This is a genomic window from Eubacterium pyruvativorans (assembly GCF_900102225.1).
GTDB lineage: Bacteria > Bacillota > Clostridia > Peptostreptococcales > Anaerovoracaceae > Aminicella > Aminicella pyruvativorans.
The window spans coordinates 19,202-36,358 of the sequence record NZ_FNBF01000005.1 but is presented as its reverse complement, the minus strand read 5'-3'; the positions used below and the strand labels follow the sequence as shown (position 1 = coordinate 36,358).

Sequence of the window (17,157 nt, the reverse complement as noted above, 5' to 3'; positions counted from 1 at the left end):
GCCCGTTCCGCCCTCCCTCCGGAGCATTTCTGACCGGCAGCACATATCACACATATACCGAGGAAAGTGAGGTCTTCATGGCACAGAAAGAAAGCGAATTATCCCGGCTGAACCGCCGGCTGAATACATTGTCCATCTTCCGGTCCATTCTGGAGGACGACGTGGTGGGCCGGCTCCAGGCCCTGATCGACAGCATCGGCACCGGCTCCCTGGAGGAGCAGCTCCGCCGGTACGGTGATTTCACCGGCGCACTGTTCGAGGCGGGGGGAAACATCACGACCTATGTCCGTACCTTCCTGCAGGATGACATGAACTTCTACCTGCGCAACACGGTGAAACGCCGGGAAATGAGCGAGAACATGCACCGCTGTCTGGAAGAGGAACTGGACGTGATGCAGGAACTGGCTTCCCTTCCGCCCTCTGTTCTCATCAGCCAGATCGGATGCAGCGGATTTCTGCCGGAATGGGATACCGCTGAATGCGACATTCCGACAGAGTATCACGAAATGCTGAATAACATCCCGACCCGGGGATACGGCAAGTTCGCCCGCTACCGTTTCTTCACGGTAAAAAACGGCACCCTGGACCCGGTGAAATATGCCGATCCCCAGTCCCTGGATCAGCTCTACGGCTACGAGCGGGAGCGGCGCATGGTCTACGAGAACACCCGGGCACTGGCGGAAGGCATCGGTGCCGCCAACGTCCTGCTCTACGGTGACGCCGGCACAGGAAAATCCTCCACCATCAAGGCCTGCGCCAACGCTTTTGCAGACCGGGGGGTGCGGCTCATCGAGTTTGACAAAAAACAGCTGAATGCGATCCCGAAAATTATCGACCAGCTCTACGACACACCGCTGAAATACATTTTCTTCATCGACGACCTGAGTTTCACCACGGAAGATGACAACTTCTCCTACCTGAAGGGCATGCTGGAAGGCAGCAGCACCGGAAAGTCCGATAACATTGCCATCTACGCCTCCAGCAACCGGCGCCATCTGGTGCGGGAGCTGAATGAAGACCGGGCCGGCTCCGACATTCATCTGAATGACACACTGCAGCAGACCATGAGTCTCTCTGCACGCTTCGGACTCACCATTACCTTCCAGAAACCGGAGAAAGACCTCTATCTGGAGATCGTGAAGAAACTGGCGGCCGAGGAAGAAGTGACAATGCCGGAAGAAGAACTCTGCCGGAAGGCGGAGGCCTTCGCCATTCGCAGCAACGGCCGAAGCCCCCGGACAGCGAAGCAGTTCATCCAGCAGATCCTCATCGGCATTCAGTAGAATTCTAAATATCCTTAACAGAACTGAAGTTTCGAGCGGCGGGGTTGATATCCCGCCGTCTTTTTGATAATATGAGTCGATTGTTAAACATTTCATTTCTTCCCGCGGCTTCTCTCTGGGAGTTTCCGCGGGAGGTGTCATGAAGGCGGAGATTACCCGGATTCCCGTCTTCCGAAGATCGAAAAACCGGAGGCAGATAACATTGAACATGAATATTTCGGATCCTGCACGTTTCCGGCACGCCGTCCGTTTCCTGCGGCGCTGCTTCATTCTGGAACGGGAGGACAGAAAAACACTGAACTGGCAGCTGATCGGACTGCTGTTCACAATTCTGCTGGCTCTCCTCTTCACCCGGAACCTGCTGCGTATGAATCATGTAGACGGCCCGGACAGCAGAACCGTACAGAAAAACATCGAAACCGTGCAGCAGTTCCATTACGGCACGGTATCCAGTGTCGAAAAACAAATCAACGCCCTGGACGAGAAGGCGTCCTCCTCCGGCAGCAGATATACGGCAGGATCCCGGGCGTACTACATGAAACTTTTGTCCGGCGCAGTCATCGTCGGAGACTCCGTCACCGAGGGATTCAGCGTGTACGGATGGCTCCCGGACGGTCAGGTCTACAGCCGGATCGGCGCCACACTGCTCCGGGACGGAAGCCTCTTCACCCAGGCCGCCCAGGGTCAGCCGAAGGAAGCATTCTTCTCCTTCGGACTGAATGATATCGGCAACTTCCGGGGGGATGCGGCGGCCTTCGCCGGTCAGTACGAGAAACTGCTCCGGCAGTTCCACCGTGCGTCTCCCGGCACGAAAATCTTTCTGAACAGTATCGCTCCGCCTTCCCCGAAGACACTGGCGAAACGGAAGAATCTGAGGAAATACACCCGGTTCAACCGGGCGATTGAATCCCTTTGCCGGAAATCTTCCTATACTTATGTCGACACCACCGATATTTTCCGGGATCACCCGAATTTCTATGCCGGTGACGGCATCCATGCGTCGACAGCATATTACCCGCTCTGGATGGATGAAATGATCCGGGCGGCCGGATTGGATGAATGATGAACGAAACGAAGAAAAACGAAATTCTCGCCCGGATCACGGATTCCCGGGTCACAAAAATCATACTAATACTGCTTCTGATCGGTTTTCTGGCAGCGGTATACCACATGAACAGCGCAAGGGACGTGTCCGTCTCCCGCATTGACGACGCACTCCGCAGCGAAACGAAAATCAAGTCAATGCAGAAATGCAGTTCCCGCCAGCTGATGCAGTTCATGGGACTGAATGCATCCCATTACGACGGGTTCCTCTACTACCGGAGCCGGGAAGCCCTGGGCGTGGATGAAGTTCTGGTGGTGAAGGCCAGACAGAAGTCTGACCTGAGCGCAGTGGAAGACGCCGTGGAAGACCGGATCGACAACCAGATCCGGACCTATGAAGGATATGGGCCGGAACAGGTATCCCGCCTGCAGAATGCAGTGGTGACGAAACGAGGAAACTTCCTCTTCTACGCCACCGCCAAGGATCCTTCCGTATACGAGGAGGTGTTCCTGCATGTTATTTAGCAGTATCCTGTTTCTGTTCTGGTTTCTGCCCCTTGTGCTGCTGGCCTACTACATCATTCCGAACCGTTTCCTGAACGGACGGAACATCGTACTGCTCATCGCCAGCCTGATATTCTACAGCTGGGGGGAGCCGGTCTACGTATTCCTGATGATCTACAGCGGCTTCTTCAACTATTTCATGGCGCTGGAAATCGATGCGGCCCGGAAGAAGGGCGGTACCGGAAAGAAGGATCTGGTTTTCACGGTGATCGTGAACCTGTTCATCCTCGGTTTCTTCAAATACTTCGGATTCGTGATGGATCAGATCAATGCCCTCACCGGAGCGCACATTCATTACACCGCACTGGCACTTCCGATCGGCATCTCATTCTACACATTCCAGGGACTGTCCTATATCTTCGATGTCTATCGGGGAGAGGTCCCGCCCCAGCGAAAGCTGCTCCGGTTCATGCTCTATCTTTCCATGTTCCCGCAGCTGATCGCCGGGCCGATTGTGAAATACCGGGACATCGCACTGCAGCTGGAAAACCGGACTTTCTCCTTCCAGCAGTTCGGAGAAGGTGTGATCCGTTTCTCCTTCGGACTGGCGAAGAAGGTTCTGGTGGCCAATGCCTGCGGTGCGGTTTTCACCGACATTTCGGGATACAGTGACAATCAGCTTTCCCTGGTCAGCGCCTGGATCGGCATCGCAGCTTACACCCTGCAGATTTACTTCGACTTCAGCGGATATTCCGATATGGCCATCGGCCTGGGGAAAATGTTCGGGTTCGAATTCTCCGAGAACTTCAATTATCCGTACATCTCGAAGAGCGTCACTGAATTCTGGAGAAGATGGCATATTTCCCTGTCCTCCTGGTTCCGGGAATACTTGTACATTCCCCTGGGCGGAAACCGGGTGCCGGTGCCCCGGCACATGCTGAATCTGATGATCGTCTGGTCCCTCACCGGCCTCTGGCACGGAGCGGACTGGAACTTCATCCTCTGGGGCGCCTGGTACGGCGTGATCCTGATCCTGGAGAAATACGTTTACGGACCGTATCTGGAAAAGGCGCCAAAGTGGCTGAAGCATGTCTATACCATGCTGATTGTCATGGTCGGATGGACCTTCTTCAGCGCATCCGATATGACGGCGGCAGGCCGGATGCTTGCTGCCATGTTCCTGCCGGGAAAATACGCTCTGGCGAATATGACCACACTGTATCTGCTCCGGACGAACCTGATCCTGCTGATCATCGCCGCAGTCTGCTCCACCGAGAAACCCATCCGCTTCTGGAAGCGGATCCTGAAAGTGGTGCCGGCGGCCGGACTGCTCATCCTGCTGGCCCTGTTCCTGCTTTCGGTAGCGAGCCTGGTTTACAGTTCCTACAACCCGTTCCTGTATTTCCGGTTCTGATACCGGTATACCAAACAGCCGGCTATGGCACCGGTTCTAATACCTGCCTGTTGAAAGAGATGAGATAACGCATGAAACACGATCCAAAAATCATGAAAATCGCCTCGGTGGGCTTCACCGCCCTGCTGATGGCCGTCCTGGTGCTGAACATCCTGCTGCCGGACCGGACATTCTCCCCTCAGGAGAACCGGATTCTCCAGCAGCTGCCGCCCGTCAGCCTCCTGCAGTACATGGAGGGACGGATGGAGACGAAACTGGACAAATATGCGAACGACCAGTTCCCGCTCCGGGATCAGTTCATTCGTCTGAATACCGCAGCGGATGTGACCCTGGGGAAATGTATCTCCAACGGCGTCATCCGCTGCCGGGATCACTACCTGATGGAAACCGTCAGTGCCCCGAAGAATACTGTTCTCCGTAAGACTGAGAGCAGCATCGCCCGCTTCCGGAAACAGTATCCCCGCCTCCATATGTATTTCCTGCTGGCCCCTAATGCCGCCAACATCCTGCAGGACAAACTGCCCATGACAGTCCGGGTCCATGACCAGAACCGGGACATGGACCGCTTCTTCCGGGAAATGAAGAAAATCGGCGTCACACCGGTAGACACCCGCCAGACCCTGCGCCAGGCATCCCGGAAACAGCAGGTGTACTACCGCACCGACCACCACTGGACCACCCAGGGCGCTTACGCAGCTTACCGCTATGCCAGAAAACCTCTGAAGCTTCGTTCAGAAGTGAAATACAAGCCGTACATCGTCAAAAACGACTTCACCGGCACCCTTTATTCAAAAAGCGGCTTCACCGGCGGCCGCTATGACAACATCACATTGTACCTGCCGTCCTCAAAAACAAAACCATCCGTGATCAGCTACGCCGACACGAAACAGAAAACTACGGAATTCTACCAGCTGAACAATCTGAAGAAAAAAGATGCCTACACCGTGTTCGGCGGCAGCAACCACCCGCTCTACACCGTCAAGACGCCGGTCCGTTCCCGCCGCCGTCTGCTGCTGATCAAGGATTCCTACGCCAACAGTTTCCTCCCCTTCCTGACCCAGGACTTCCGGGAAATCGTGGTGGTGGATCCCCGTTATTACTTCGGCAACGTGAAGGACCTGATCCGAAACGAGGGTGTCACAGATGTATTGTTCCTATACAACGACAACACCTTCATGACCGACGAGTCACTCTCTCTCATGCTTTAGACCGCCGCCGGCCGGGCAATGCACACTCGATCGGATGAACCGCCGGCCGGGCAACGCACACTCGATCGGATGAACCGCCGGCCGGGCAACGCACACTCGATCGGATGAACCGCCGGCTTTGATGTAAGCATCATGATGCCGGCGGTTTTTTTGCGGTTTACGTGTTATCAATTTAAACCGATAACACGGACTGCCCGAATTTTCGCCCAGATAAGTCACAGCGAAATGATCATCTTGATGATTGTACATGATTAAAGTCATGCATACGCTTGCAAAGTGCGGAATCAGGCAAATTGGCCGTTTCCGCACCAAAAACAGCATCCAAAGGGTGCGAAAATCAAACTTTTTCTTGATTAATCTATTAGACCGCTTCCACGAAGTGCGGATTAGACAAATTCCTCATTTTCGCACCCGGAAAAGGAAGGTTAATTTGTCGATTACCATTTTTTTACTATTAAACTACTCTTCTCAAGAAAAGTGCCTTCGCATAATTCAACAATATTACAAGAAGAAATGAATGAATATGCAATCCTGAATAGATAACCAGCGATTACAGATTCTGTTCTGAAAGGAAGAAGGTGCGGAAAAGGCCTTTTCGGCAATTTCCGCACCCTCGTTCTTCTTGTTCGTCTGCTTCTGAGGCAAACGACAGGTGTTCCGGGTGCGAAATCCGCAATATTCGTAATTTCGCACCCTCCCGGCCGACCGCACTCTCCCGACCGACCGCACCCTCCCGGCCGACCGCACTCTCCCGGCCGACCGCCTGTGCCTTGGCCGACCCTTACACCAGCTCTCCGGCATCGGCACGCTGCTGCTCCTCCGCTGTCATCTTAGTGACGGTGATGCCCAGCACCGCCATGACCAGTGTGACCACAGGCATCGCCAGGTTGAAGACCGCCCACGGGCCATAGACGAACGGCGTCACGCCCAGGTTGGCGGAAATGTACATACCGCATGTGTTCCACGGAACCAGCGGGGATGTGACTGTACCGGCGCTCTCCAGCGCATTGGACAGACACTTCGGGTGAAGACCTTTTTTCCGATAAGCCGGTGCATACATTCTGCCCGGAATCAGGATGGAAATATACTGTTCCGGCATGACGATATTCGACATGATACAGGTCAGCTCTGTGGCGCCCACCAGAGCCGCATCCCCCTTTACGACCCGGGTCAGCGCATTGATAATGACTTCCAACTGCCGGGACTCTTCCATGATTCCTCCGAACATCATGGCGATGATGGTCATCAGAATGGACTCTGACATGTTCATGAGTCCGCCGGTGGACAAAAGATCATTCAGTGCATCGATCTTCGTGTTGCACAGGAACCCGTCCTTGGCGCAGGTCAGAATGTCACCGAAGGTGACCCCGGTATGGGAAAGGGCCAGGCCGCTGTCCCCCTGGATGAAGATCGGCAGATTGCCCTGGAAAATCGGTGCCATCACCGCTCCCACCAGCAGACCCAGGGTGATGCCCGGAATCGCCGGCACATGGAATGCGATGGCCAGAATAACCACCAGCGGCGGCAGGAAAAGCAGCGGATTTACATGGAAGGTATTTGCAATTCCTTCCGTCAGTGCAGTTACCTGGGAAGTATCGGCTCCGTTTCCGGATGCTGTCATGAATCCGTAGGCGGTGAAGAAGATGATGGTGATTCCGTAAGCAACAATGGTGGATTTCATCATGTACTTCACATGTGTGAATACATCGGTGCCCGCCATTGCCGGCGCCAGATTTGTCGTATCACTGAGCGGTGACATTTTGTCCCCGAAATAGGCCCCGGAGATGATGGCCCCCGCCGTGGGACCCACCGGCATGCCCAGACCGTGGCCGATGCCCATGAGAGCCAGACCCATGGTTCCCATGGTGCCCCAGGAGGTACCCGTTGCCAGGGAAGTGATGGAGCAGATCAGGACGGAGGCCAGCAGGAAGATCTTCGGTGAGAGGATCTTCAGACCGTAATAGATCATCGTCGGGATGGTACCGCAGAGCAGCCACACCCCCACCATCATGCCGACAATGGCCAGAATCAGAATGGACTGCATCGCTTTCGTGATGCCGTTCACCATCATTTTTTCGACGGTTTCCCAGCGGTATCCCAGATGCAGCGCCATGACTGCAGCGATGATGACTCCGATGAACATCGGGATGTGCGGTGCCGCATGGAACACGGCAATGCCCAGGGACATGACGAGGATCAGACCCAGAAATGAGATGCACGCCTCCCACAATTTCGGTACCCGGGGATTCCGGACCTTTTTCTGAACGGTCCCGCCGTCGTTATTGTTTTTCTTCTCCATGTTTCCACTCCGATTCCGCCGGACCCAGGGTGCCGGCAACCAGCAATATTAATAATTATTCAATATAATTTATAATATACCGTTCAGAGTGAATATGCAAACCGTTTTTTGAAAAAATATGCGAAATTAAAAATGATCCTCCAAGTTCCGCAGGAAGGTCCGCCTGTGAATCGGGGAAATACCCTGTTTCTTCAGGCCGACATAGTGGGATTTTGTCCCGTAACCTTTGTTGCTGGCGAAATCATAGCCGGGATAGGTTGCTTCGTAAGCGATCATCATATCGTCCCGGCGGACTTTCGCGATAATGGATGCTGCGGCAATCGACAGGCTCGTGGCGTCACCCTTTGTCATAGAAGTCACCGGCACCGGCAGCATGTCCAGATTCACCGCATCCACCAGAACCCGGTCCAGCCCGCAGCCGGTCCGTTCCCGGAGCATCTTCTCCGCCTCCTGCACAGCCTGGTACATCGCTTCCTTCGTCGCCTCCAGAATATTGATCCGGTCGATGCGTTCATTGGTGCTGATGCCGAAGCCGAAGGCCAGTGCCCGGTCCAGAATGATCCGGCTCATTTCCCGGCGGCGGCGGTCGGTCAGCTTCTTGGAATCATCGATGCCCGGCACGTCGAAATCTGCCGGCAGCACACAAGCCGCCGTGACCACCGGTCCGGCCAGAGGACCTCTTCCCACCTCGTCCACACCGGCGAGGTAGAGTTCCCCCGACTTCCGGAACCGGTCGTCGAAGCCCCGGAGCGCCAGAAGACGCTCCATCATTTTCTTTTCCCGCTCCGCCTTCGTCATGCCTGCACCTCCGGCGGCCGTTCCAGGGTGATCCGGCCGATCTTTCCGGCCCGGAATTCATCGGTGACAATCTTGGCCACCCGGTCGTAGTCGATGCGTTTCCCCGGCAGAATCGCTCCCCGCTTTCGGGCGATCTCCTCCATGCAGGCCAGCGGATCCTCCGGAATTTCTTCCAGTCCGTAGCGCGCCGCCAGCAGATCCGGGTAGTCCTGCATCAGACGCCGGATCAGTTCCAGCCCCAGGTCGGCGATATTCAGAATTTCATCCCGGATGGAACCGCAGAAGGCCAGGTCCAGCCCGGTCATCGGGTCTTCCAGTTTCGGCCACAGGATGCCCGGCGTATCCAGAAGCTGCATGCCGTTGGAAAGGGTCAGCCACTGCTTTCCTTTGGTCACCCCCGGCCGGTCTCCGGTTCTGGCGCTTTTCTTTCCCGTGAGCCGGTTGATCAGGGAGGACTTGCCCACATTCGGCACACCCACGATCATCATGCGGAGGGGCTTCCGCTTCCGCACAGCCGCATTATCTTCTCTGCGGACGTCCTGACCGGATGCCTGCCGTACCTCTTCTTTCTTGCGGAGGATCTGCTTCTCGATGCGGTCCAGCTCCCGGAGAAGCGTTTTCACGCCGGCACCGGTCATACAGTTCATGGACAGAACATCCACACCGTCCTCCTTCAGATACGCCGTCCAGGCACGGTTGGCATCCTCATCGGAGAGGTCGCTCTTGTTCAAAACAATCAGCCGCGGTTTTCCGCCCACCAGCTCATCGATGATGGGATTGCGGCTGGACACCGGGATCCGGGCGTCGATCACTTCCACCACCAGATCCACCAGTTTCAGATTATCTCTGATCAGCTCCCGGGTTTTCTTCATGTGTCCCGGGTACCAGTTGATATGATCCATCTCTATCCTTTCTGTTCACTTGTTTCCACTCATCTGTTTCCGGAGCGCAGGAAACGTCCGGAAATATGAAAAAAACGGAGACAGCCGCCTCCGTTTCAATCTCTGTGTTCGTCCGATTACTTCTGTTTTCTGATTTCCTTGGACTTAATTCTGGCAGCCTTACCAGTTCTCTCACGCATGTAGTGCAGTCTCGCTCTTCTGACGTCACCCTTACGCACTACATCGATGTGATCGATCCATGGGGAATGAATCGGGAATGTCTTCTCGACGCCGACACCGGAAGCGATTCTGCGAACGGTGAATGTCTTCGCAATGCCGCCGTTCTGGATCTTCATAACATAGCCTTCGAAGACCTGGATTCTTTCGCGGTTTCCTTCCTTGATCTTGATGTGGACTCTCAGTGTGTCGCCGACACCAAATTCAGGAATGTCACTCTTCATGTAGTCTTTCGTGATCTGATCAATTACGTTCATTGGATATTTCCTCCCTTTCTCCATAGACGTTCATGCGATGAATCCAGCGCCCCGGCGCCCATCCAGAGGACCGTCCGTAAAATACTTGAAGAGTATACCATATCCGCTCCTTCTCCGCAAGGGAAAATTCATGGTTTCCCCCATTACTTCGCCCGGGGATGACAGCGGTCGTAAATGTCCTTGATCCGGTTCCGCACGTCCCCGAAATACATCTGGGTGGCGGCGATATCCTCGTGACCCATCAGTTCCTGCAGGGACTTGATGTCGATCCCGTTCTGCACCATGTGCATGGCGAAGGAGTTCCGGAGTGTCTGAGGGGTCAGTTTCTCTTCCAGATGCGCCTCTTCCCCGTATTTCTTCAGGATTTTCCAGAACCCCTGCCGGGTGAAAGGCTGCCCCAGATAATTCACGAACAGAATTCCGGCGGGATCCTCCGGATCCCCGTCCTTCATCAGCGCCCGCCGGCTGGTTTCAATATATTCCGTCACCGCCCGGCGGGCCGGCCGTCCCATAGGCACAATCCGGGCGCCGCCGTGCTTCCCGTTCAGCGCCACGAAACCCACCTTCAGATTCAGGTCCGACAGCCGCATTTCGATGATCTCACTGACCCGGATGCCCGTGGCGTACATGAGCTCCAGGATCGCCCGGTCCCGCTTACCCTTGATCGAATCATCCGGAAGAGAAAGCAGTTTCTCCACCGATTCCACACTGAGATACGAGATTTTCTTCCGTCCGATCTTCGGGGACCGGATGTCATCCGTCGGGTTTTCCTCAATGATCCCCCGGCTCTGCAGGTAGCGGTAAAATGCCCGAAGGGAAGCCAGTTTCCGGCTCACCGTAGACTTAGATTTTCCACTGTTCTTCAATTCCAGCAGATAGGCCACGATATTCGTATTTGTCACGTCCTGCAGGTCCTTCACCCCGCTGCGGGCTGCAAAATCCCGAAATGCCATGATGTCCCGCTTATACGCCTCGATGGTATTTTCGGACATATTCCTCGTATTCTTCAGATAATCCAGAAAAACATCTAATGTCATTCACTCTTCTCCATATATTCATCCAGTTTTCCGCTTCTGACCAGTTCCATGGTCATCAGTACTGCAATCTGGGTCTTCGCATCTTCAATCTCACCCGTCATGGCCATGTTCCACGCTTCCTCCAGCGGGTACGGAATAATCTCGATATCTTCCGTCTCATCCAGATCCCGTTCCCCCTGCGTGAGGTCCGTACAGAGAAAAATGTGCAGTTTCTCAGTGCAGAAACCCACAGAGGAATAGGCGGAAGTCAGTTCCCGGATCTTCCCGGCCCGGTACCCGGTCTCCTCCCGCAGTTCCCGCAGGGCGGAACCTACCGGTTCCTCCCCGGGATCCATCTTCCCGGCCGGCACCTCCAGCACTTCTTTCCCCACAGCATAACGGAACTGCCGCTCCAGCAGAATTCTTCCGTCATCCAGCAGCGCTGCCATCACTACGCCGTCTGCGTGTTCCGCAACTTCCCGAACCGCCGTCCTTCCCCCCACGGCTTCCACATGATCCACCCGGACATTCACGATATGCCCCCGGAAAGAATAGGTCGAATCCAATTTTTTCTCTCGGTACGTCATCAGAACCTCCCATCGTATCAGTATGATTATAGCATAACCGGTTTACATTTCCCATTTATTATTCCCCGGAAAAAAACGGAATTTTCCGGTCTTCCGGCGCCCCGGATTTTCATAAATTTTATTGATTTTTCAGAGGTAGCATTATATAATAACCGTGAGGTTATCCCCCTGATAGCCTCATTAATCTCTAATCCCAATACCCCTTTTGAACAAAGTAGACTGCAGCCTGTGCAGTCTATTTTGTTATCTGCTCTTCCGGCTGTTTGGCGCCGGAAGGAAAGACCATCTTTCAGAAAGCATTCCTATGAAACAGATTACCGACGAACTCTATCTGGACGATTTTCACAGCCGCGCCTTCGATCTCTACTTCGGCGATTTGAAGATATTTGTCTTCGACATCGAAACCACCGGTCTGGATCCGCGGCGCAGCAGCCTGATTCTCTCCGGAATTCTGGAGCCGGAACAGGGCCATTTCAACGCCATCCAGTATTTCATGGAAAACCCGAGAGAAGAAGAGGATCTGATCCTGCGGACCCTGGAGAAGCTCCAGGAGGCGGACTGCGTCCTCACCTACAACGGCAGGAGGTTCGACCTTCCCTTCCTGGAGACCCGCATGAAACGGTTGGACATCCCCGGCCGGGAGGATCTCCTGGGACTGTACAATCTGGACCTATACCCGATCATCCGGAACGATTCTCCTCTGAAGGAAGTCCTGGGCTCCCTTCGCCAGAAAAACATCGAGTACTATATGGGTGTGGCCGACAGCCGCTATGACGAAATAGACGGCGGCGAAAGCGTCCGGCTCTTCCTGGAATACCTGGACACCCACAGCCCTGCTCTGGAACAGCGCATCCTGCTGCACAACCACGATGACATCATCCAGCTTCGCCGAATCCTGCCTGTGCTCCTGAACTGCGACCTGCACCGGGCCATGTTCCGGACCGGCTTTCCGGCGGCGGGACTGATCCTCACAGAGATTCGAGTGACAAAGGACAGCCTGCACGCGTCCGCCCGCACCGGAAGACTGGGCCCCCTGCGGGATTATATCGCATTCCCCACAGAATCCCTTCCAGTGCTCGTGCAGGCCTCTTCCGTGACCAGCACCTGCGAATTCGAATTCCCGGCCCGCCGGATCGGCCGGTCTGCGCTGGTTCTGGATGCATCGTCCCTTCTGGGCTTTCCGTCCGACGCCGCCTTCACTGAGCAATCCGATCTGGCCTCCTATCCTGCCTTCCAGAGCGGCTACCTGGTGCTGAAGCAGGGAAGAGCTGTCAACTACCTGGAGATCAATGCCTTCCTGATCGCCTTCCTGAAACGAATCGCACCGGAACTGGCGGCGGAATGAGGCTGCCCCCGAATCGCTGCGGCTTTTTTCGTGTGTGGGAGAACTGTGCGGGGCGGATTGTATACGATCAAAGCCGCTCATGGAGCCGGACGGGCAGATCACACGGGGATCACTTGTATACTGTATGGATAGGGTGCGACATTGCCCAAATGTGCCCTTACCGCACCAGAAACACAGTATTCCGGGTGCGAATCCGAAAGAAAAACCTGATTAATATATTTCTGCCCCTTCCGGGGGTGCGATACCAGTAAAAAACAGGATTTCCGCACCTCGTCCGGCGAACTGATTGTACACATTTTAGGTGAATTGGACAAAAAATATCCCGGCTGCCGATCGAACATTCCGGGAACAATTATGGCAGCACAAGAGAACAGGCTGAAAAGCCGGCAATTAGATACGAGATGTGTATGCTGACCTAAATAATTACGATATAAAAATTTTCCATACAGTTAGCCCAGTGCGAAAATGAGGGTTTTCGCAGATCCGCACCCCTCTGAATCGTGTCGCCCTTGCTTTCCGGCCAAATCCACAGAAAACAGGTGCGAAATACGCAGAAAACGGATTTTCGCACCTGTCCACCCTACATCCGTCAGTCGATCACGCTCCTGCCGCACATCCGCACAGTTTAGCAACACTTATCTCACGTCAATGCCACGCTGCGGATTTCACATTCATCATATTTTTCTTTCTATCCGACTTTGCTGCTGTATTTCACATCATTTCCGGCTTGCGACAATGCTTTTCTTACAACACCGAGATCGATCGGGGCCGTCTGCAGGTAATACCGGCCAGGGTAATCATCAGGGTAATCAGTGATACGTTTCAGTTGTTTCGCCGTGCGGATGATAATCGGGTCATTCCGATCAGATCCCAGCATGAGCTGGTTTTCATATCTTCCTTTTCCGTAAGCATACTTCCAGAATGCCCTGGCGAAACCGGTCTCCACGTTTACAGCGTTTTTTCCATTTCCATCCGCTACAATGAGTCCGGTTCCGGATTCCTGATCGATGTCGAAATCAAAGTAATCATATTCTTGGCCGGCGATTTCAATGGCATCCTGATCCCTTTCATCCTTCAGTTTTCCAAGAGTCCATCCGCTGTAATTCTGACTCTGCCAGCTGCCGTTCCAGATGTAAAGTACCGGGTCTTCTCCTTGCGGAACCAGCACTCCATACTTCGGCGTACTATTATCAATGTACTTATCGTTCTCCAGCTTCTTCGCAGATCCCAGATCAACCGCCTTTTGTTTCGTCGGGTCATAGACAAACCAGCGATTCCCCTCCCGGTAAGCCAGGTAATATCTTGAAGCTAACTTTTTCGGCTTCACCCAGTCGCCGAAATGAACTCCCGCACTGGTCGTTTCCGAAAGGCCCTGTCCCACTGCATTTCGTTCCAGTTTGGCAGCCCTTTCTCCCGCATCGGTCACCGTGCGGAATGGATATGTTGTCCTTCTCTGATTATAATATACTGTCTTTACCGATCTCGTCTGCATGGGGTTCGGAACGGCTTTCTCAACAAAGTCGCCAAGAGAAAAACCGATGCTTCCGCCAATTGCCGGCATAACCCCGTTTATATCCGGCAGATACATATTTCCACTTAGCACAACGATCCATCCATTAATGGACCCAAGGAAAGCACCTGCTTTATCGTTGTTTTCTGCAGGAGCGACATATCCCCCTGCATAGGAATTTACTATTGAATATTTGATCCCGTTCGCTCCTTTGGTTGTCAAATACCCGATCAAACCGCCTCGTACGAAACTCTCCTTCCAGACATTTTTTTCGTCTGACGCTCCCCCCACCGAACAGGTGGAATAGCAGTCCTGAATAACGGAATTTCCGTCCTGGAAGGACACGTATCCCAGTAATCCACCGGCATAATAATATCCATTCAAACCTCTTCCGTTACTTTTAGACGTTACATTGAAGGGGTCCGTCGAATACTTCTGTTTATCTTTGTCAATCATCCCCCCGGAGTAGCTGTTCCGGATCTCGATACTCCCGTTCTGATCCTCCACATCACCGATCAGGCCGCCGGAGACAACTCCCGCTACCGAAACCGAAGCGGCGCAGTTGGAGACCGTTCCTTTTCCTTTCCAACTGCCGATCAGACCGCCGCCTACCGGGTAATACACTTCTCCGGCATTCCTATTCACAGTTACTTCGTGCCCTTCAGCAGACACTTTCCCTTCCGTCCCATAGGAAACCACATGGTCGATCGTAACTTCCTCAGAGGAGGATATCGTCCCTGCCAGGGTTCCGGCATCGCCGTCCGTTGCCTTAACATGAAAATTCTTCAGAATCAGGTCGTGGACGGAAATTTTACGGTACAATCCCCGGAAGAGTCCTGCTTCCGCTTCGCTTTTCACAATCCTCCCGTTGTAAGTCGTTTCCGCATTTGCCACACCCCGGATCACCATATTGGCAATGATACAGTTTCCCCCGTCATATTCCCGCAGCTGGTCATTCCGGATACTGTAGTAAGAATCTTCCTGGGGCTTATTATCGTCCTCACTGCTCCTTACCCGCGTAATCACAATCTTATTCTCTTCATCCGAAAGGGAGTAACTGCTTTCGGTCGGGATCCCATTCTGAAACCTTCCCTCTGCTTCGCGGAGACCACGTACTTCGTTCACGAATCCTCTGGCGCCCAGCGTGCTGCCGAACACCTGGGGATCGGTTTCCCGGGATGCAGTCTGTATCTGATTTGTATGCTCCGTCTGATCGGTCTGTTCGTCATACTTCCAGGCAATATCCGCAGTCTGCACCGCTTTCCGGATCAGGCGCACCGGACTGTTCTCTGCAGGATTCCGGCTGTCTCCCGACCCCTGATTCAGGTATTCCTGTACTTCCTTTCTATTCTGCGGCAATCCGGACACATTCGGATCCAGATTTTCCAGGTTGCGGGTATTGGAGATATTTGCCTGAGAAGGTATCATGGAAATACCGGACGTATCGGAAGCGCCGGAATCTTTCCCGGAATCAATATTTCCGACTGACTCGAACAGGCTGTTTCCGGTTTTCGGCAGACTCTCCTGCAGCTCGGTATTCTCTCCCTGGGCGGACACCGTAACGGCAATGTCTTCCCCGGGCAGAAACCCCTTCTTCCCGAAAATCTGTGCGAAATGTCCGTTTTTCTTTGTGATATCGTCAAACACAAGGGTGTAAACCAGATGGTCTCCGGTGATTTTCTCAACTGTCTCACCATCCGCCGTCTTTCCGTTCCGGTCCACAATCTGCTCGGAACGGTTCGACGAAGAGACATAGCGGAGCACCTGATCCCGGTCGATGGAATCCCCCGTTTCGCTTTTCTGATCTGTATTCAGGGCGATGGAGACTGTTTTGTTGCTGGTTTCCCCATGCACTTTCACGACCAGTTTCACCTTCGGATCCTTCAATGTCGAGGAATTCGGATCGTACACATTTACTTTCAGATAGTTCTTGTTATCAATCTCCACCACCGGGGCCTTGATCTTTTTCAGAACCAGTTTCTTTGCTTCTGCCCCGCCGTAATATCCCACAATCACTCGGTCGGAATTACCGGTCTGTTTCGGGACATAGCGCATACGGACCGCTTCTCCGTAATTGTCCGAAGCCCCGTTACGCACCGCACTCTGCAGGCTCTCCTGGTCGTTTGTCACAGTCAGCTTCGCACTGCTCTTCCCGAACAGGCCGTGGGAACCGTCAGTGTAGAACACGCCCTGCACCGTGCCGGTGGAAGCCTCGTACTGAATGATCCAGCTGCCGCCTTTTCGCACGGTTTCGTCAATGGAACCGAAAGGCAGCATACCGGACAGAATGCCGGAACCTTTTCCCGCTCCGCCGGACAGACCGGTCTGATCCACGGCGTAGTACTGCTTCTCAACGGTTGTTTCTGCGGACGCCCCGGTTCCCTCTCCTGCAGAGGTCTGCTTCCCGTCGGAGAGCCGGATATTGGTCACTTCCTGACCGAACCAGCTTTTCGCAGCAGCTGCCTCCGGATCGGAGGAATCCTCTGCTTCTGCCAGTTCAATTTCCAGTTTTCCCCCTGCCTTGACCTGCGTCAGATGATTCTGAGCGGCGATGAAAATCTGTTTCGCCGTCTGATTCATCTCCATCATCTTCATATGATTGACGATCTGGAGAATACCCACGAAAACGAGGGACGACAGGATCAGAATGATCGCCACCGTCATCAGAAGTTCCGCCATCGTGAAGCCGCCTTTCCTGCGGTTTCCCCGGAATATCATTCTGTTTTGTTTTTCGTTCTCGTACTTACTCATTTTCCTCAACTCTTATCGTCCGA

Annotated in this window: 13 protein-coding genes; 6 read left to right on the top strand and 7 right to left on the bottom strand. The window is 53.9% G+C overall.

Annotated features, from left to right (window positions below; genetic code table 11):
- Positions 1-77: 77 nt before the first annotated feature.
- The 5 genes from BLQ24_RS02980 (at position 78) to BLQ24_RS02960 (ending at position 5,453) form a co-directional block, all read left to right on the top strand.
- Positions 78-1,283, top strand: coding sequence for an ATP-binding protein (locus BLQ24_RS02980; RefSeq protein WP_090162519.1), 1,206 nt, complete (start codon positions 78-80; stop codon positions 1,281-1,283).
- A 208-nt stretch (positions 1,284-1,491) separates the two neighbouring features.
- Positions 1,492-2,346, top strand: a complete 855-nt coding sequence (locus BLQ24_RS02975; protein WP_242869574.1) for an SGNH/GDSL hydrolase family protein — start codon at positions 1,492-1,494, stop codon at positions 2,344-2,346.
- The gene (locus BLQ24_RS02970; RefSeq protein WP_090162515.1) at positions 2,343-2,852 is read left to right on the top strand and encodes a DUF4358 domain-containing protein; all 510 of its coding nucleotides are present in this window, start codon (positions 2,343-2,345) and stop codon (positions 2,850-2,852) included. The genes BLQ24_RS02975 and BLQ24_RS02970 overlap by 4 nt, the downstream gene beginning before the upstream one ends.
- The gene (locus BLQ24_RS02965) at positions 2,842-4,245 is read left to right on the top strand and encodes an MBOAT family O-acyltransferase (protein WP_090162513.1); all 1,404 of its coding nucleotides are present in this window, start codon (positions 2,842-2,844) and stop codon (positions 4,243-4,245) included. The genes BLQ24_RS02970 and BLQ24_RS02965 overlap by 11 nt, the downstream gene beginning before the upstream one ends.
- 71 nt (positions 4,246-4,316) lie before the next feature.
- On the top strand, positions 4,317-5,453 hold the full coding sequence (locus tag BLQ24_RS02960; protein WP_242869571.1) for a DHHW family protein: 1,137 nt from the start codon (positions 4,317-4,319) through the stop codon (positions 5,451-5,453).
- 781 nt (positions 5,454-6,234) lie between these two features.
- Here the strand turns inward: BLQ24_RS02960 and nhaC are convergent.
- From nhaC to BLQ24_RS02930, 6 genes are all read right to left on the bottom strand, one after another.
- A complete protein-coding gene (gene nhaC / locus BLQ24_RS02955) occupies positions 6,235-7,752 on the bottom strand; it encodes a Na+/H+ antiporter NhaC (protein ID WP_090162511.1) in 1,518 nt (505 codons plus the stop codon).
- A 126-nt stretch (positions 7,753-7,878) separates the two neighbouring features.
- Positions 7,879-8,550, bottom strand: a complete 672-nt coding sequence (locus tag BLQ24_RS02950; RefSeq protein WP_090162508.1) for a ribonuclease HII — start codon at positions 8,548-8,550, stop codon at positions 7,879-7,881.
- Entirely contained in the window at positions 8,547-9,452 is a 906-nt protein-coding gene (gene ylqF, locus BLQ24_RS02945; RefSeq protein ID WP_090162506.1) for a ribosome biogenesis GTPase YlqF, read from the bottom strand. The genes BLQ24_RS02950 and ylqF overlap by 4 nt, the downstream gene beginning before the upstream one ends.
- 116 nt (positions 9,453-9,568) lie before the next feature.
- Positions 9,569-9,925: a 50S ribosomal protein L19 gene (gene rplS / locus BLQ24_RS02940; RefSeq protein WP_090162504.1), complete on the bottom strand. Its 357-nt coding sequence runs from the start codon at positions 9,923-9,925 to the stop codon at positions 9,569-9,571.
- Between the two features lie 143 nt (positions 9,926-10,068).
- Complete coding sequence (locus BLQ24_RS02935) at positions 10,069-10,962, bottom strand: tyrosine-type recombinase/integrase (protein ID WP_090162502.1); 894 nt, start codon at positions 10,960-10,962, stop codon at positions 10,069-10,071.
- Complete coding sequence (locus tag BLQ24_RS02930; protein ID WP_090162500.1) at positions 10,959-11,528, bottom strand: NUDIX hydrolase; 570 nt, start codon at positions 11,526-11,528, stop codon at positions 10,959-10,961. The genes BLQ24_RS02935 and BLQ24_RS02930 overlap by 4 nt, the downstream gene beginning before the upstream one ends.
- A 304-nt stretch (positions 11,529-11,832) precedes the next feature.
- Here BLQ24_RS02930 and BLQ24_RS02925 point away from each other — a divergent pair, with 304 nt between their 5' ends.
- On the top strand, positions 11,833-12,873 hold the full coding sequence (locus BLQ24_RS02925) for a ribonuclease H-like domain-containing protein (RefSeq protein ID WP_090162497.1): 1,041 nt from the start codon (positions 11,833-11,835) through the stop codon (positions 12,871-12,873).
- 688 nt (positions 12,874-13,561) lie between these two features.
- Here BLQ24_RS02925 and BLQ24_RS02920 read toward each other — a convergent pair.
- Complete coding sequence (locus tag BLQ24_RS02920; RefSeq protein ID WP_143004234.1) at positions 13,562-17,134, bottom strand: type II secretion system protein; 3,573 nt, start codon at positions 17,132-17,134, stop codon at positions 13,562-13,564.
- Positions 17,135-17,157: the final 23 nt, after the last annotated feature.

What these genes read in the sequence shown, in the direction of transcription:
- BLQ24_RS02920 (WP_143004234.1), bottom strand. Translation starts at nt 17,134, where the DNA reads ATGAGTAAGTACGAGAACGAAAAACAAAACAGAATGATATTCCGGGGA.
- BLQ24_RS02980 (WP_090162519.1), top strand. Translation starts at nt 78, where the DNA reads ATGGCACAGAAAGAAAGCGAATTATCCCGGCTGAACCGCCGGCTGAAT.
- BLQ24_RS02925 (WP_090162497.1), top strand. Translation starts at nt 11,833, where the DNA reads ATGAAACAGATTACCGACGAACTCTATCTGGACGATTTTCACAGCCGC.
- BLQ24_RS02960 (WP_242869571.1), top strand. Translation starts at nt 4,317, where the DNA reads ATGAAACACGATCCAAAAATCATGAAAATCGCCTCGGTGGGCTTCACC.
- BLQ24_RS02975 (WP_242869574.1), top strand. Translation starts at nt 1,492, where the DNA reads ATGAATATTTCGGATCCTGCACGTTTCCGGCACGCCGTCCGTTTCCTG.
- BLQ24_RS02930 (WP_090162500.1), bottom strand. Translation starts at nt 11,528, where the DNA reads ATGACGTACCGAGAGAAAAAATTGGATTCGACCTATTCTTTCCGGGGG.
- BLQ24_RS02970 (WP_090162515.1), top strand. Translation starts at nt 2,343, where the DNA reads ATGATGAACGAAACGAAGAAAAACGAAATTCTCGCCCGGATCACGGAT.
- ylqF (WP_090162506.1), bottom strand. Translation starts at nt 9,452, where the DNA reads ATGGATCATATCAACTGGTACCCGGGACACATGAAGAAAACCCGGGAG.
- BLQ24_RS02950 (WP_090162508.1), bottom strand. Translation starts at nt 8,550, where the DNA reads ATGACGAAGGCGGAGCGGGAAAAGAAAATGATGGAGCGTCTTCTGGCG.
- BLQ24_RS02935 (WP_090162502.1), bottom strand. Translation starts at nt 10,962, where the DNA reads ATGACATTAGATGTTTTTCTGGATTATCTGAAGAATACGAGGAATATG.
- nhaC (WP_090162511.1), bottom strand. Translation starts at nt 7,752, where the DNA reads ATGGAGAAGAAAAACAATAACGACGGCGGGACCGTTCAGAAAAAGGTC.
- BLQ24_RS02965 (WP_090162513.1), top strand. Translation starts at nt 2,842, where the DNA reads ATGTTATTTAGCAGTATCCTGTTTCTGTTCTGGTTTCTGCCCCTTGTG.
- rplS (WP_090162504.1), bottom strand. Translation starts at nt 9,925, where the DNA reads ATGAACGTAATTGATCAGATCACGAAAGACTACATGAAGAGTGACATT.